The sequence below is a fragment of the Caulobacter sp. BK020 genome, assembly GCF_004342605.1.
Taxonomy (GTDB): Bacteria; Pseudomonadota; Alphaproteobacteria; order Caulobacterales; family Caulobacteraceae; genus Caulobacter.
In genome coordinates this window covers 73,141-88,349 of sequence record NZ_SLZL01000012.1, presented here as the reverse complement: position 1 = coordinate 88,349, position 15,209 = coordinate 73,141, and the positions used below count along the sequence as shown (strand labels likewise).

Below are 15,209 nucleotides of genomic sequence, written 5' to 3'. Positions count from 1 at the left end.
AGGAAATCCAGAGGAGTTGCGGCGTTTGGGTGATTCCCGTTTAGTGTGACATTCGGGGACGAGGCAGGGGAACGCCATATCGTGACGGTCGCGTTGAAGAAACCGCACAAGTCGGCCCGCAAGCCGAAGGGCGACGGCCACCTGCGTCGCGGAGAGATCCTGGCCGCGGCCGAACGCATCTTCATAGCCGAAGGCTACGCCGGGGCGACGATCCGCAAGATCGCCGACGCCGTGGGGGTCTCTTCGACCGCCCTTTACATGCACTTCCGCGACAAGGACCAGATCCTGCTGGAGATCGGCGACGACGCGATCGGCCAGCTCCTGGCGGTGAACGTCGATATCGCGCACCGGCCGATCGACGCGGTGGAGCGGGTTCGGCTGATGCTCGAGGCGTACATGAAGTTCGCGCTCGACAATCCCAACACCTACCAGCTGGTGTTCTGCGGATCGCGCGACGTGATCTCCAAGGAAAAGCAGGCCGCCACCGCCGAACTGGGCGACCGCTGCTTCGCCGAGTTCAGCGGCCCCATCCACGAAATCGCTGCCGCCGGGCGACTGCGCACCGGCTCCGGCGAGAGCGCGGCTCAGGTGCTGTGGGCGGCCTGTCACGGTCTGGTGGCCCTGCTGATCACCATGCCTGACCGCAATTGGGCGCCCCGCGAGGAACTGATGAAGGTCACGCTGGACGGTCTGCTGCACGGCCTGGTCACGGACTGATCCCATGCGCGCGGCCTTGCTCGCCGGCCTCGTCGTCGGCCTGGCGGCGGTCGCGGAGCCCGCCGCCGCCCGGATGGCCGCCGAGCGGGTAATGTCGCTGGATTCCTGCGCCGACCAATATGTCCTGGCCCTGGCTGCGCGCGAGACCATCGTCGGCGTGTCGCCGCGCGCCGGTGCGCCGGATTCCTTCCTTCGCGCCAAGGCCGCCGGCTTGCCGAAACGGCGAACGACGCTGGAGGCGGTCCTGGGCGCCCGCCCCGAGGTCGTGGTGCGCCAGTGGGGTGGCGACGCCCGGCTGACGGCGGCGCTGGCCCGGCGCGGCGTGCGCACGATCAGCCTTGGCGACGCTACCGATTTCGACGGCGTGCGGGCCAATGTCCGGCAGGTGGCCCGGGTGTTGAACCGCGGGGCGGAGGGCGAGGCGTTGCTGGCGCGGATGGACGCCGACCTGGCGAGGGCGGCTGGCGCCGGCCGGGGACGGGCCGCCTTCTACCTGACGCCGGGCGGTTACACGGCCGGGCCCAATACGATGATCGACGCCATGCTGCGGGCGGCCGGCTTCGCCAACGCCTCGGCCCAGCCGTATTTCTCGCCCGCGCCGCTGGAGAAACTGGTGCTGGACCCGCCCAAGGCGGTGGTGCTGGGCTTCTTCGACCTGACCCGGGCCGGCGCTGACCGATGGGGCCCCGGGCGTCACGAGGCGCTGCGTCGGGCCAGGCGAGGGCGGGTGGTGGCCTCCTTGCCTGGCGCCATGCTGGGCTGCTCGGCCTGGTTCGCCGCCGACGGCGCCCGAGCCCTGGCGGAGGCGGCGCGATGAGCCCGCGTCGCCTGGAGCTTTGCCTGCTGCTGGCCCTGATCGCTGCGGCGGCCGTCGCCGTCAGCCTGGGCGAAAGCCCGCTGAGCGCCGCGCAATACCATCAGGCCCTGACCGATCTGGCCTCGCCGCCGGCCGAGGTGCTGTGGACCATCCGCCTGCCGCGGGTTCTGATGGCCGCCCTGGTCGGGGCGGGTCTCGGCCTGGCGGGGGCGACGATGCAGGGGTTGCTGCGCAATCCGCTGGCCGAGCCCGGGGTGCTGGGCGTCTCGGCCACGGCCGGCCTGGGCGCGTCCCTGGCCATCGCCAGCGGTTTGGCGGCGTTCCCGGGCGCGATCGAACTGGCCGCGCTGGCGGGAGCCCTGGCGGCCGGCGCGGTGGTGGTCGGCCTGGCGGCGCGGTTCCGCGAGCCCGAGGTGCTGATCCTGTTCGGCGTGGCCCTGTCGGCCTTCGCCGGCGCCCTGACCGCGCTGGTGTTCAACCTGTCGCCGTCGCCGGTGGCCATCGCCGAGGTGCTGGCCTGGCTGATGGGCTCGGTCGAGAACCGCGACCTGACCGACATCCTGCGGGCCCTGGGGCCAATGGCGGTCGGGGCGGGGCTGTGCCTTTACGCGGCCAAGGGCCTGCGGATGCTGACCTTGGGCGAGGAGGCGGCCCAGATGTCGGGCCTACCGATGGCGCGACTGCGGGTGGCGGCGGTGGCCGGTTCGGCCCTGCTGGCGGGCGCCTCGGTCGCGGCGGCCGGGGTGATCGGCTTCGTTGGCCTGGCCGCGCCGCACCTGGTGCGGGCCGCCGTGCGCGACGATCCAGGCCGGCTCCTGCGGCCCTCGGCTTTGGCGGGCGCGGTGCTGCTGGTCGCCGCCGACCTGGCCGCCCGCCTGATCCCGACCGAGCAGGAGCTGAAGCTGGGCGTGGTCACCGCCCTGTTCGGCGCGCCGGTCTTCGCCCTGCTGGCCTGGCGCGCGGCGCGGAGCTGGCGGTCATGACGGCGGCCTGGACCCTGACGGAGATCAAGGCCCGGCGCGGCAAGGCGCTGGTGCTGGACGGCGCGTCCTTACACGTCGCGTCCGGCGAGGTCCTGGGCGTGGTCGGCCCGAACGGCGCGGGCAAGACCAGCCTGCTGCGGGCGGGCCTGGGCCTGATGCCGCTGGAGGCGGGACAGGCGCAGCTGGGCGATCGCCCGGTCGGCGAGCTGAGCCCCGTCGAGCGTGCCCGTATGGTGGGCTACCTGCCGCAGGAACGCCGCCTGGCCTGGAACCTGCCGGCTTTGGAGGTCGCCGCCCTCGGCGCGCCCGACCTGCCGCCCCGCCAGGCCATGGCCGTCGCTCGCGAGCGCCTGGAGCGGGTGGGTGTCGCCGACCTGGCGGAGCGGGGTGTACTCGACATGTCGGGCGGCGAGCGGGCCCGTGTGTTGCTGGCCCGCCTGCTGGCGACGCGCGCTCCGCTGCTGGTCGCCGACGAACCCGTGGCGGGGTTGGATCCCGACGCGCAACTTCTGACGCTGGACCTGTTGCGCGCCGAGGCGGCGGCTGGGGCTGCGGTGGTCGTGACCCTGCACGACCTGGGCCTGGCGGCGCGGTCCTGCGACCGGGTGCTGGTGCTGGACCAAGGCCGCGTGGCGGCGGAGGGGGCGCCGCGCCAGGCCTTGTCGTCCGACGTGCTGGCCAAGGTGTTCCGGCTTGACGGGGCGCTGGTCGAGACGCCAGCCGGTCTCGTCGTGGCGGCGCGACGTTCGGGGACGCCGTCGCGCTAGGTCGCGCTAGACGGCTAGCGCGTGCCGGGCACGTAACCGCCCTGCGGGATCGCCGTGGACGATCCGCCGATCGGCGGCAAGCCGCTCGGCGTCGTCCCTGTTGGCCCCGCATAGCTGTAGCCCCCGCGCTTGAGGTCGCTCGACAGGGTCAGCGGGGCCACGCCGCCGTTCAGGCGGGCGCGGTAAACCATGGTCGTCTCGATGGTCCGCATCACATAGTTGCGGGTCTCGGAGAACGGGATGCACTCGATGAAGTCCAGCGGATCGGTGGTCGCGCCGCGCGGGTCGCCGCACAGGGCGACCCACTGGGCCGGACGGCCGGGGCCGGCGTTGTAGGCGGCGGCGGCCATGATGTAGGAGCCGCTGAAGTTGCTGACCATGCTACCCAGATAGGTCGAGCCCAGGCGCATGTTGTAGAACGGGTCGGACAGGCGATCGACGCTGTGGCTCTCGCCCAGCTGGCGCGCGACGATGGCGGCGGTGGCCGGCATCAATTGCATCATGCCGCGGGCCCCGGGGGCGGAGCGGGCGTTGGGGTCGAAATTGCTCTCCTGGCGCGAGATCGAATAGACGAAGGCCGTCTCGGCCGCGCCCGGCCCCGGGGTGAACAGGTGATCCAGCAGCGGATAGCCGCGCTCGGGCAGGGTGAAGCCGCGCTGGGCGGCTGTGCGGACCGCGCGCATGGCCAGGTCCGGGTCGCCGTAGCTGCGGGCCAGATCCACCAGCAGCGCTTCTTCCTCGGCGGAGGGCAGCTGGTCGTCGATGAACAACACGAAGATCCGCACCTGGTCGCGCGCGCCGGCCGCCATCAGGGTGCGCACCGCCCGCACGAGCTCGCGGCCCTCGAAGCGGGCTCGGTCGGCCTGGGTGATCGTCGGGTCCTTGTCGAGGCGGATCTCCTTGATCCCCGCCTTCTCGGCGGCCAGCTGGCCGTAGAAGGTGGTGATGTAGCGCGCGCCCTCGGCATAGAAGGCCTGGGCGGCGATGCGGTCGCCCTGGGCCTCGGCGGCGCGGCCCTGCCAATAGAGGGCGCGGCCCCGTGTGATCGGCGAGGCGCCGATCTCGGCGATGCGGGCGAAGTGGGCGGCGGCGCGGTCGGCGTCCTTCAGCCGGGTCAGGGCGATCCAGCCGGCGTAGAACTCGCTTTCGGCCGCGTCGGCTCCCGCCTTGAGGCGGGCGTTGGCCGCGGCGTAGGCGCTCGCGCCGTCGCCGTTCTTCAGGGCCGAGACCACCAGCTGCTTGCGCTCGCGCCAGATGGCGGAGGCCGCGTCGTCGCTGGGCGGCGGGGCGGGGAACTGGCCGACCAGCGGCAGGGCAAGGGTGTCCAGGCCCCTGCGGCGCAGATAGGCGGCGCGTTCGAAGACCACGCCGGGCAGGGCCTGCTGGGCGGGCGACAGCGCGGCGTAGAGGTCGTTGGCGTTGCTGGCGTTCGAGCGGAAGGCGATGCGCGCTTGGGCCGGGGCCTGCTGGTCGTAGGGCAGCAGGGCGACCATGTCGCGTGCGGCGGGGCCTTGCGGTCCGTACAACAGGACATCGGCCCGGCGGACGTGGTCGTCGCTGGTCAGCGACGTTCCGAACCGCGCCAGCATGGACCGCTGGGCGTCGAGCTCGAACACCTGGTCGCGCCACCAGCGGCGAATCAGGTTGGTCGCGTCGCCGGTGCGGCCCGCGGCCTGGTAGGCGGCGGCCAGGGCCATGGCGCCCTCGGCGGTCTGCGGATCGCGGCCGCCGAACCAGGCGATCATCCGCTGGGCGTCCAGGCCGGAGGTGATCAGCGCCTTCTCGGCGGCGTTCTCGCGACGCTGGGCCCGGGGCCAGCCCGAGAGGTCGCGGCGCGCCTGGTCCAGTTCGAAGAAACTCATGCTCTCGGCCCCGGCGTCGACCAGCGACCAGAGGGCGATCTTGCGCGACAGCGGGTCCTGGATGCTCGACATCGCCATGCGGATCGTGGCGGGGTCGCGGCTGGTCACCGCCATGCGCAGGTTGGCGGCGTCGGCCTCGGCGGGCGTGGCGAAGGTCGCGGTGGGCGGCGTGGTGATCAGGCCCTGGGGCGTGGCGCTGCCCGTATAGGGCTGGGGCGCGCGGGGGAGGTCGACGTCATCCTGGGCCAGCGCCACACCGAAGAGCGCCACCACCGCGGACCCGCCCAACAACACCTTGCCCAACCCTGACGCCAAAACGTCGTCTCCTTCGATTCTCCGCCCCGCGGGGCTGTATTCTCGCCGTTTTCGGATGAACGAGGGGCCGATTTGCGGCGCTTGCGACCCTGATTGGCGCTTATAGACCGCTTCGCGGCGGATTGACCCTTGCAGAAACGTCCCCAAATCGGTGCAGACCGTCACGGACCGGTTGCGGGACATGGGGAGCGGGACATATTGTCCGCCCCCATCCTCAGGCCGCAACCGTCGCGGCGCGTTTCTCACGGCAAATTGCAAGTCATGGCTCATTCTCCGTTCAAGGGCGTCATTCCGGCGCTGGTCACGCCATTCCGCGACGGCGCGGTGGACGAGAAAGCCTTCGTGGCCCTGGTCGAGCGCCAGATCGCCGGCGGGGTGCACGGCCTGGTGCCGGTCGGCACCACCGGCGAGACCGCGACCCTCAGCCACGACGAGCACAAGCGCGTCGTCGAGCTGTGCGTGCAGACTGCTCGCGGCCGCGTGCCGGTGATCGCCGGCGCCGGCTCCAACTCGACCGCCGAGGCGATCGAGCTGGTCGCCCACGCCAAGGCCGTCGGCGCCGACGCGGCCCTGGTGGTTTCGCCCTACTATGTGCGTCCCAGCCAGGAGGGCGTCTACCAGCACTACAAGGCGATCAACGACGCCGTGCAGTTGCCGGTGCTGGTCTACAACGTGCCGGGCCGCACCGGCTCTGACATCGCCAACGAGACGCTGGAGCGGCTGTCCAAGCTGCCCAACATCGTCGGCATCAAGGACGCCACCGGCGACCTGACCCGCGCCAGCTTCCAGCGGATCATGTGCGGTCCGGACTGGGTGATGCTGTCGGGCGACGACCCGACCGCGCTCGGCTACGTCGCCCACGGCGGCCATGGCGTGATCTCGGTGACCTCGAACGTCGCGCCGGACGCCTGCGCCACCTTCATTAACGCCTGCATGAACGGCGAGTGGGAGACCGCGCTGTACTGGCAGGATCGCCTGGTGCGGCTGCACAAGGCGTTGTTCCTCGACGCCTCGCCGTCGCCGACCAAGTTCGCCATGGCCCATCTGGGCCTGTGCGAGCCTGACGTGCGCCTGCCGATCGCCCCATGCAGCGACGCGGTGAAGCCGGCGATCCTGGAGGCCATGCGCGAGGCGGGTCTGGTCTGATGACCAAGCCGATCGCCGAGAACCGCCGCGCGCGGTACGATTACTTCATCGAGGAGACTGTCGAGGCCGGGCTGATGCTGACCGGCACCGAGGTGAAGTCGTTGCGCGTGGGCCGGGCCAACATCGCCGAGTCCTACGCCTCGGTCGAGGGGCGCGAGATCAAGCTGATCAACGCCGACATTCCGCCCTACGGCCACGCCAACCGCTTCAACCACGAACCCCGGCGCCACCGAAAGCTGCTGCTGCACCGCAAGCAGATCGACAAGCTGATCGGCGCTGTCCAGCGCGACGGTCGCACCCTGATCCCGCTCAAGCTCTATTGGAACGAGAAGGGCTTGGCCAAGCTGGAGATCGGCCTGGCCAAGGGCAAGAAGAACCATGACAAGCGCGAGACCGAAGCCGCCCGTGACTGGCAGCGCGACAAGGCGCGGCTGATGAAAGGCGACCGGGGGGACTAATCGCCGCCCCGCTGTTGGCGTGCCGGCGGCGAAACCGCCAGGCGGGCAAGTGTTTGCGGACACGGCTCTTCGACCTCGGGCTTTCGCGGCGAGTGGGTGGGGAGGCGCGGAGCGGTCCGGGCCCAGCCCGGATGACCGTGAGTTTTGTTGTGCGTTTCGGCTTGGCTCGACCGCTCCGCGAAACCGTTCTTCTCAAGGGACGGCGACTGAGGGCCTGTTTCATCCCGATCGACGTTTCCCCTCGGGCGGGCAGGATCAAAGTCGCCCGGAAGGGGCCGTCGGCGACTCCGACTGATCCTGGAACGGGCCGGTTTTTGCTTCCCGGCCCCGTCGACCCGATTGTCCCGCCATCGTCCGCCCCGGACCTTGGGACCTTCTGAGCCCCGCCTCCCGAAACGACCCGACCGCCAGGCCCAGCCGGCCCCGCTCGGTTCCATCCCCATCGCCTGCTTGGGCCGGTACCAAGAGCCCTCCCCCGCGATGGGGACCTGCTCAGTATGGGCTGGGTTTGAGGTCCGAGGACCGGTGACGCTGATTTTTCTTCAGGGCGTTGGAAAGGTTGGGTTTCTTCCTGTCGTTCGCCGGGATAGATGCGGCTCGATCCCCGCGCCGGGTAGGCGCGCTCACGCCAAGACCTCGCGAGCCGATCCGCCCGTTGAACCGTCGAGTCCGTCGGTGTACACTAGTTGCGTACACATGGAGGCGCGCATGGCGGATCCGACCACTCCCGTTGGCGTCCGAGCGCTCCGGGAAAATCTCAGCGACTATTTGCGTCGCGCCCAGCAGGGAGCGTCCTTCGTGGTAATGTCCCGGGGCGAGGCGGTGGCTGAGTTGCGGGCGCCGGAGCGTCCGGCCTTGGCGCAGCGCCAGCCGGGCGCCTTGAAGGGACGCATCGTCATGGCGGAGGATTTCGACGCCTGGCCTGACGACCTGCTCGACGCATTTGAGGGCAGCGACGGGTGAAGGTGCTGCTGGACACCAGTGCGCTAATCTGGTGGCTGTCGGATTCTCCGCGTTTGCAGACCGAGGCGCGGGCGACGATCTCGGATCCGGGCAACGAAATCCTTGTCAGCGTCGTCTCCCTTTGGGAGATCGCGATCAAGGTCCGAATCGGCAAGCTCCAGGCCGAGATCGAGGAGATCGAAAACCAGGTCGAGCGCGAGGGCTTTCGGCGGCTCGCGATCCAACCTGCGCACCTGCGAACACTGATGTCGCTGCCGCAACATCATCGTGACCCGTTCGATCACCTCCTGATCGCCCAGGCCATCGACGAGGACGCGATTTTCCTGACCGGCGATCGGCAAGCGACCCGATATCCCGTGCGAATGAGCGCGGCGGACTAAGGCGCGGTCGCCATCCAGATCACGTGCCGCGCGCCACGGCCCTTGTGGGCGCGGACGCCGATCTCTTCGACGGCGTATCCCGCCCGCTTCAGCCGTGCGGTGAAGCTGTTGTCGCGGGTCGACGACCAGACTTCAAGGACCCCGCCGGGCCGCAGGGCGCGCTTGGCGGCGGCCAGGCCCATCGGGCTGTAGAGGCCGTCGTTCTCCTTGCGGGACAGGCCGCCGGGGCCGTTGTCGACGTCCAGCAGGATGGCGTCGAAGGCCGTCTCTCCAGCGCGGATCCGTTCACCGACGTCGCCCTCGTGGATGCTGACGCGGGGGTCGTCGAGGCTGGCGCCGTGAAGCGCCGCCAGCGCCCCCCGGGCCCAGGTGACGACGCCCGGTACGAGCTCGGCGACGACGATCCGCGCGTCGGGCCCGAAGGCGGCGAGCGCGGCGCGCAAGGTGAAGCCCATGCCCAGCCCGCCGATCAGCACCCGGGCTCCGGGGCGCTGACCAATTCGCTCGAAGGCGAGGGCGGCCATGGCCTCTTCCGAGCCGCTGAGCCGGCTGTTCATCAACTCGATGCCGCCGGTCATGATCGAGAACTCGGTCCCGCGCCGCATCAGCCGCAGGTCTTCGCCGTCGCCGGGCACCTGGACGGTGTCGAGATGCTGCCAGGGGATCATGGGGGACTCGCGGGTTGGGGACGCACACTCATGGCCCACGTAGAGGGTCATGATCAACGGCTGTGGAATGAGTGAGTGTCCCCCGCCACAACGGCCGCTTGACGCAAGGACCCAGCGGCGCGACCTTCAAACCTAACAACGATAACCTACGGAGGATCCGCTCATGGCCGACGGTGCATCGCCCATCGCCACGTCGCTCAAGGACCAGGTCGGCGAGGCCGAATGGAAGGCCCGCGTCGATCTCGCGGCGCTCTATCGCCTGGTCGCCGTCCACGGCTGGGACGACATGATCTTCACCCACATCTCGGCCCGCATCCCCGGGCCGGAGCATCATTTCCTGATCAATCCCTACGGCCTGTTCTTCGGCGAGATGACTGCCTCGTGCCTGGTCAAGGTCGATCTGGACGGTAATGTCATCGACAAGACGCCGTACTTCATCAACCCGGCGGGTTTTACGATCCACTCGGCGGTCCACGCCGCCCGCGAGGACGCCCATTTCGTCATGCACTTGCACACCGACCAAGGCGTGGCGGTGTCCGCGAACAAGGAAGGTCTGCTGCCGCTGTCGCAGCATTCGCTAATTGTCTTGCCACAGCTCGCCTATCACGATTATGAAGGCATTGCGCTCAACCTTGACGAACGGGAACGCTTGGTGGCCGACCTCGGCGAGAAAAAGCTGATGATGCTGCGCAACCACGGCACCTTGTCGGTGGGGGCGACGGCGGCCGAGTGCTGGCTGGGCATGTTCTTCCTGGAACGGGCCTGCGCCCAGCAGGTGATGGCGCTCAGCGCTGGCCGCGACAACGTGCTCGAAGCGCCAGACGCCGCCCAGGCCGAGGTCCGCAGCCAGACCGGCATGGGCATGGGCATGATCGCCGGCCTGGCCTGGCCGGGCTGCCTGCGCAAACTCGACCGGGAGTCCCCCGGTTACACGGATTGACGCCCAGGCGTCGAAAACGAAACGCCGCCGTGGCCCTGGGGACCGCGGCGGCTTTCTTTTGCGCGCTGGGCCGGGTGTCCGGACCGGCTTGGGCCGGCGCCTGGCCCATGAAGGATGGCGAGGGGCTGGCCATCCTCAAATATGAGGATCAGAAGGCCGACACGGGCTTCGATCCGAACGGCGTGGAGGTGGCGATCGCCCGGCGCCGCGACCAGACCTTGTCGCTCTACGGCGAATACGGCCTGACCGACCGTCTGACCTTGCAATCCAAGGCGGGGCTGACTCGCGGCCACGACGATTTCGTCGATTATGAGGGACTGGGATCCGTCGAACTGGGGCTGCGGTACGCCTTGCTGCACACGGATCGATCAGTCATCAGCCTTTATCTGGGCGCCGCCCGGGATGGTGTGGGGCGCAACGCCGGCTATGCGGCGCCAGGACAGGGCGACGCCGACATCGAGGCGCGACTGCTGGCGGGAACCTCTGGCCAGTGGCGAACCATGCAGGCCTTCGCCGAGGTGCAGGTCGCGCGTCTGAGGCGGAGCGGCCTGGCCGACGAGACCAGGGTCGACGTCACGGCGGGCCTCAAGCCTCGGCCCCGCTGGCTGTTGATGGTTCAGACCTTCGCCGGCCAGGCCGATTCCCAGCCGGTAAGATCGCGTTGGTGCAAGAGCGAAATATCCGTGGCGCGTGATCTGGGCGTCTGGAGCCTGCAGGCCGGATGGCGGCAAGCCATACTGGGGCGTGAGACCCCGGCTGACCATGGCCCGGTCTTGGCGGTGTGGCGGCGGTTCTGATATTTCAGAACTGTAATATTTGGTCATCCGTGTGTCACTGGACGCAGGCTACGGCTGGCGGCTAATGAGCCGTTTTGTATTAGCTGAGCCGTTACATCCCGGCGCCCGGAGCTTTTCGTGATCCGCAGACATTTCTTCCTGGTCGGGGCGGTGGTCGCTGTTCTGCTGATGCTGCTGGCTGGCGGGCTGAAACTGGCCTTTGGCGGCAAGGCGACGGGGCAGGGGGGCGCTGCTGGCGGCGGACGCGCGACACCCGTGTCGCAAGTGGTCGCCCAGCCGCGGGCCTTCACCGACCGGATCGAGGTGCTGGGCGTGGCCAAGGGCCGCCAGTCGGTGACCATCACCTCGAACACGGCCGAGCTGATCACCGCCGTCCACTTCCGCGACGGACAGACCGTATCCAAGGGGCAGGTGCTGGTCGAGCTGAAGGCCGACCAGGAGACCGCGGGCATCGCCGAGGCCCAGGCCCAGCTGGCCCAGGCCGAGCGTGAATACACCCGGTGGAAGACCCTTGCCGATCGCGGCATCGCCCCGCGCGCCTCGGCCGAGCAGTACATGGCCGCGCGCGACACCGCCCGCGCCGCCCTGGCCGCGGCCAGTGCCCAGAAGCTGGACAAGGTGATCCGCGCGCCGTTCTCGGGCCGGGTGGGCATATCGGACATCGCGCCTGGGGCCCTGATCAGCCCCGGAACGCCCATCGTCAGCCTGGACGACGTCTCGGTGATCCGCGTCGACTTCTCGGTGCCCGACCGTTACCTGCCGATCCTTCGCGAGGGGCTGACGATCACCGCCAAGCCCGACGCCCTGCCGGGCGAGAGCTTCATTGGCCGCATCGCCCAGATCGACACGCGGATCGACCCGGCCACGCGCGCGCTCAAGGCCCGGGCCGAATTCCCCAACGCCGACGGTCGCCTCAAACCCGGCATGCTGATCAAGGTCGGCATCGACCAGGGCCGGCGCCAAGCCGTGGCGGTGCCCGAGGCCGCCGTGCAGTTCGAGGGCTCCCAGGCCTCGGTGTTCCTGGTCACCAAGGGGCCCAAGGGCCTGGTCGCCCGCCGCGCTTCGGTGCAGACCGGCGTCGATGCGGACGGCTTCATCGAAATCACCTCGGGCCTGAAAGCTGGCGACAAGCTGGTCGGCGACGGTCTCAACCGCGTGCAGGACGGCGCGCCGGTCAATGTCGGCGGCGGAAAGCCCCAGGCCGGCCAGGGTGATCGCAAGCAGAAGGCCGGCTGATGCTTTCCGACCTTTCCGTTCGTCGGCCGGTCTTCGCCGCGGTCGCCGCGATCATCCTCTGCGTCATCGGCCTGGCAGCCTTCAAGAGCCTGCCGATCCGCGAACTGCCGAGCGTCGATCCGCCGGTGGTGTCGATCTCGACCGCCTATCGCGGCGCCTCGGCCGAGGTGATCGAGGAGCGGATCACCCAGGTCATCGAGCGCCAGGTCGCCGGGATCCAGGGCATCGACCGGGTCAACAGCTCCTCGCGTGACGGTCGCTCGCAGATCACCATCACCTTCACGCTCGATCGCGACCTCGACGCGGCCGCCAACGACGTGCGCGACGCGGTCAGCCGGGTGGCGGCGAACCTGCCCGACCAGGCCGACCCGCCGCAGATCGCCAAGGCCAACGCCGACTCCTCGCCGATCATCGTCCTGAACCTGACCTCCAGCACCCTCAGCACCCTGGAGCTGGCCGACTACGCCGACCGCTATCTGGTCGAGCGGATGTCGACGATTCCCGGCGTGGCCCAGGCCAACCTCTACGGCGCGCCGCTCTACGCCATGCGCATCTGGCTGGACGCCGACGCCATGGCGGCGCGCGGTGTGACGGTCGACGATGTCGAGAATGCCCTCAACGCCCAGAACGTGGAACTCCCCGCCGGCGCCCTGGAAGGCGCCGCCAAGGACTTCACGATCCGGGTCAGTCGCGCCTATTCCAAGCCCGAGGACTTCCTGAAGCTGCCGCTGCGCGCCGGGGGCGCCGAGGGCTTCGTGGTCCGCCTGGGCGACGTGGCGCGGGTCGAGGAGGGGGCGGATGAACGCCGCAAGCTGTTCCACGGCAACGGCGTTCCGCAGGTCGGCATCGCCCTGACCCGCCAGTCGCAGGCCAACGACGTCGCGATCTCGGACGCGGTCCGCAAGGAAGTGGCGACCATCAACCAGACGCTGCCGGCAGGCACCAAGATGATCGTGGCGATCGACAACTCGGTGTTTACCGCCGAGGCGATCCACGAGGTGTGGATCACGATGGGTATCTCGATCGCCCTGGTGGCCCTGGTCAACCTGCTGTTCCTGGGCAGCTGGCGCTCTGCCCTGATCCCGTCGATCGTCGCGCCGATCTGCATTCTGTCGACCTTCATCGTCCTGGCCCCGCTGGGCTTCTCGCTGAACCTGCTGACCCTCCTGGCCCTGGTGCTGGCGGTCGGCCTGGTGGTCGACGACGCCATCGTCGTGGTCGAGAACATCCAGCGCCGCGTCGATGAGGGCGAGCCCTCGACGGTGGCGGCCCTGCGCGGCACTCGCCAGGTGTTCTTCGCGGTCGTGGCCACCACCATCGTGCTGATCTCGGTGTTCGCCCCGCTGATGTTCCTGCCCGGCTATATCGGCCGGCTGTTCGTCGAGCTGGCCGTGGCCATCGCCGCGGCGGTAGGCTTCTCGGCCCTGCTGGCCTTGAGCCTGTCGCCGATGATGGCGTCCAAGCTGCTCAAGCCCGCCAGCGCCAACTGGCTGTCGCGCCGGGTCGACCAGGCTATGGACGCGCTGAAGGACAGCTACCGCCATTCGTTGGAAGGCCTGCTGGGCAAGGGCTCGGCCACCCTGGTCACGGGTCTGTCGGTGCTGGTCCTGGCGGTCTGCGCCAGCGGACTGTTCGCCCTGCTGCCTCAGGAACTGGTGCCCGCCGAGGACCGCGGCCGCGTCGACGTGTCGATCAATGGGCCGGAGGGCAGCGGGTTCGACGCGACGGTCAAGGTCGCCGACAGGATCGAGAAGATCCTCGACCAGTATCGGCGCGACGGCGTGGCCGAGCGTACGATCATCACCGTGCCGCGTTTCGGCCAGAACCAGTTCAACACCGGCAACGCGGTCGTTGCGCTTAAGCCGTGGGGCGAGCGCGACAAGTCGGCCGACGAGGTCGCCGCCGAACTCAACAAGAGCCTGTCGAGGATCACCAGCGTCCGCGCCGTGGCCTCGGTGCGCGGCGCCTTCCAGCGCGGCGGCGGCGGCGGTGGCGGCGGCGGCGGCGGCACCAATGTCGACCTGATCGCCGTCGGCAACGACTACGTCCAGCTGGCCAACTGGCTCAAGCCCATCCTCAGCGCTTCCCAGGCCAATCCGGGCCTGTCGCGGCCGCGCCTCGACTATGAGCCCACCGCGCCGCGCCTGTCGGTGCAGATCGACCGCGACAAGGCCGCGACCCTGGGCGTCTCGGCCCAGTCGATCGGTCGGGCGCTGGAGACCATGTTCGGCTCGCGCCAGGTGACGACCTACATCAAGTCCGGCCAGGAATATGACGTCATCCTGCAGACCGCGCTGGACCAGCGTCGCGGCATCGAGGACCTCAACCGCCTGCAGGTGCGGACTCAGTCGGGCACCCTGGTGCCGCTGTCGACGGTGGTCACCACCGAGCTGCGCGGCGACACGCCCGACCGTCCGCGCGTCGATCGCCTGCGGGCGGTGACCCTGACCACCCAGCTGAACCCCGGCTATACCGTCGCCGACGCCGTCAAGTTTTTCCAGGACCAGGCCGCCGCCCACCCGACGCCCGGGGTCAGCGTCAAGTGGGGCGGCCAGGCCAAGGACTACCTGGAAGCCTCCGGCGCGGTGGGCCTGGCCTTCGGCCTGGCGCTGCTGCTGGTGTTCCTGGTCCTGGCCGCGCAGTTCGAGAGCTGGATCCACCCGGCGGTGATCATGCTGACGGTGCCGCTGGCGGCGTTGGGCGGGCTGTTCGGCCTGCTGATCACCGGCTCGACGATCAACACCTACAGCCAGATCGGCCTGATCATTCTGGTCGGCATCGCCGCCAAGAACGGGATCCTGATCGTCGAGTTCGCCAATCAGCTGCGCGACGAGGGCCTGAAGGTCCGCGAGGCGGTGATCGAGGCCGCCGCCCTGCGCCTGCGTCCGATCATCATGACCTCGATCTCGGCGGCCATGGGCGCCTTGCCGCTGATGCTGTGGGCGGGAGCCGGCGCCGGCAGCCGCAAGACGATCGGGGCGGTGATCTTCACCGGCGCGATCTTCGCGACCCTGCTGACGCTGTTCGTGGTTCCGGTGTTCTACAACCTGCTGGCGCGCTTCACGAAGTCTCCGGAGTGGACTTCGCGGCAAATCGAGGACTATGAAGCCCGCGAGAAGAGCGGGGAGGGGCATGCCTCACCCGTCTGAACCGGGTGAGG

Annotated in this window: 14 protein-coding genes; 12 read left to right on the top strand and 2 right to left on the bottom strand. The window is 69.5% G+C overall.

From position 1 onward, the window contains the following. Window positions 1-81: 81 nt before the first annotated feature. The 4 genes from EV278_RS15915 to EV278_RS15900 are packed head-to-tail and all read left to right on the top strand — an operon-like array spanning window position 82 to window position 3,284. The gene (locus EV278_RS15915; RefSeq protein WP_132093460.1) at window positions 82-717 is read left to right on the top strand and encodes a TetR/AcrR family transcriptional regulator; all 636 of its coding nucleotides are present in this window, start codon (window positions 82-84) and stop codon (window positions 715-717) included. 4 nt (window positions 718-721) lie between these two features. Beyond that, window positions 722-1,534, top strand: a complete 813-nt coding sequence (locus tag EV278_RS15910; RefSeq protein WP_132093457.1) for an ABC transporter substrate-binding protein — start codon at window positions 722-724, stop codon at window positions 1,532-1,534. Then, window positions 1,477-2,517, top strand: coding sequence for an iron ABC transporter permease (locus EV278_RS15905; RefSeq protein WP_132093609.1), 1,041 nt, complete (start codon window positions 1,477-1,479; stop codon window positions 2,515-2,517). The genes EV278_RS15910 and EV278_RS15905 overlap by 58 nt, the downstream gene beginning before the upstream one ends. Continuing rightward, complete coding sequence (locus EV278_RS15900; protein WP_132093454.1) at window positions 2,514-3,284, top strand: ABC transporter ATP-binding protein; 771 nt, start codon at window positions 2,514-2,516, stop codon at window positions 3,282-3,284. Before EV278_RS15905 ends, EV278_RS15900 begins: the two co-directional genes overlap by 4 nt. A 14-nt stretch (window positions 3,285-3,298) precedes the next feature. Here the strand turns inward: EV278_RS15900 and EV278_RS15895 are convergent, their stop codons facing one another. Then, on the bottom strand, window positions 3,299-5,461 hold the full coding sequence (locus EV278_RS15895) for a lytic transglycosylase domain-containing protein (protein ID WP_132093451.1): 2,163 nt from the start codon (window positions 5,459-5,461) through the stop codon (window positions 3,299-3,301). 261 nt (window positions 5,462-5,722) lie between these two features. Here EV278_RS15895 and dapA point away from each other — a divergent pair, with 261 nt between their 5' ends. The 4 genes from dapA to EV278_RS15875 all read left to right on the top strand — a co-directional run bounded on the left by dapA (window position 5,723) and on the right by EV278_RS15875 (window position 8,408). Continuing rightward, entirely contained in the window at window positions 5,723-6,607 is an 885-nt protein-coding gene (gene dapA, locus EV278_RS15890; protein WP_132093448.1) for a 4-hydroxy-tetrahydrodipicolinate synthase, read from the top strand. Beyond that, window positions 6,607-7,065, top strand: coding sequence for an SsrA-binding protein SmpB (gene smpB, locus EV278_RS15885; RefSeq protein ID WP_056759915.1), 459 nt, complete (start codon window positions 6,607-6,609; stop codon window positions 7,063-7,065). The genes dapA and smpB overlap by 1 nt, the downstream gene beginning before the upstream one ends. A gap of 708 nt (window positions 7,066-7,773) precedes the next feature. Then, entirely contained in the window at window positions 7,774-8,028 is a 255-nt protein-coding gene (locus EV278_RS15880) for a hypothetical protein (protein WP_207905496.1), read from the top strand. Continuing rightward, window positions 8,025-8,408, top strand: coding sequence for a type II toxin-antitoxin system VapC family toxin (locus EV278_RS15875; RefSeq protein WP_132093442.1), 384 nt, complete (start codon window positions 8,025-8,027; stop codon window positions 8,406-8,408). The genes EV278_RS15880 and EV278_RS15875 overlap by 4 nt, the downstream gene beginning before the upstream one ends. Here EV278_RS15875 and EV278_RS15870 read toward each other — a convergent pair. After that, window positions 8,405-9,076, bottom strand: coding sequence for a spermidine synthase (locus EV278_RS15870; RefSeq protein ID WP_132093439.1), 672 nt, complete (start codon window positions 9,074-9,076; stop codon window positions 8,405-8,407). The genes EV278_RS15875 and EV278_RS15870 overlap by 4 nt on opposite strands. Before the next feature lie 163 nt (window positions 9,077-9,239). Between EV278_RS15870 and EV278_RS15865 the strand changes: the two genes are divergently transcribed. From EV278_RS15865 to EV278_RS15850, 4 genes are all read left to right on the top strand, one after another. Beyond that, the gene (locus EV278_RS15865; protein WP_132093436.1) at window positions 9,240-10,016 is read left to right on the top strand and encodes a class II aldolase/adducin family protein; all 777 of its coding nucleotides are present in this window, start codon (window positions 9,240-9,242) and stop codon (window positions 10,014-10,016) included. Window positions 10,017-10,045: 29 nt separating this feature from the next. Then, window positions 10,046-10,813: a hypothetical protein gene (locus EV278_RS15860; protein WP_347812828.1), complete on the top strand. Its 768-nt coding sequence runs from the start codon at window positions 10,046-10,048 to the stop codon at window positions 10,811-10,813. Between the two features lie 117 nt (window positions 10,814-10,930). Continuing rightward, complete coding sequence (locus EV278_RS15855; protein WP_132093433.1) at window positions 10,931-12,049, top strand: efflux RND transporter periplasmic adaptor subunit; 1,119 nt, start codon at window positions 10,931-10,933, stop codon at window positions 12,047-12,049. Further along, window positions 12,049-15,198 (top strand): efflux RND transporter permease subunit, encoded by a 3,150-nt coding sequence (locus EV278_RS15850; protein WP_132093429.1) that lies wholly within the window; start codon window positions 12,049-12,051, stop codon window positions 15,196-15,198. Before EV278_RS15855 ends, EV278_RS15850 begins: the two co-directional genes overlap by 1 nt. The last annotated feature ends 11 nt before the right edge of the window (window positions 15,199-15,209 follow it).

What these genes read in the sequence shown, in the direction of transcription:
- EV278_RS15910 (WP_132093457.1), top strand. Translation starts at nt 722, where the DNA reads ATGCGCGCGGCCTTGCTCGCCGGCCTCGTCGTCGGCCTGGCGGCGGTC.
- EV278_RS15900 (WP_132093454.1), top strand. Translation starts at nt 2,514, where the DNA reads ATGACGGCGGCCTGGACCCTGACGGAGATCAAGGCCCGGCGCGGCAAG.
- dapA (WP_132093448.1), top strand. Translation starts at nt 5,723, where the DNA reads ATGGCTCATTCTCCGTTCAAGGGCGTCATTCCGGCGCTGGTCACGCCA.
- smpB (WP_056759915.1), top strand. Translation starts at nt 6,607, where the DNA reads ATGACCAAGCCGATCGCCGAGAACCGCCGCGCGCGGTACGATTACTTC.
- EV278_RS15880 (WP_207905496.1), top strand. Translation starts at nt 7,774, where the DNA reads ATGGCGGATCCGACCACTCCCGTTGGCGTCCGAGCGCTCCGGGAAAAT.
- EV278_RS15870 (WP_132093439.1), bottom strand. Translation starts at nt 9,076, where the DNA reads ATGATCCCCTGGCAGCATCTCGACACCGTCCAGGTGCCCGGCGACGGC.
- EV278_RS15865 (WP_132093436.1), top strand. Translation starts at nt 9,240, where the DNA reads ATGGCCGACGGTGCATCGCCCATCGCCACGTCGCTCAAGGACCAGGTC.
- EV278_RS15850 (WP_132093429.1), top strand. Translation starts at nt 12,049, where the DNA reads ATGCTTTCCGACCTTTCCGTTCGTCGGCCGGTCTTCGCCGCGGTCGCC.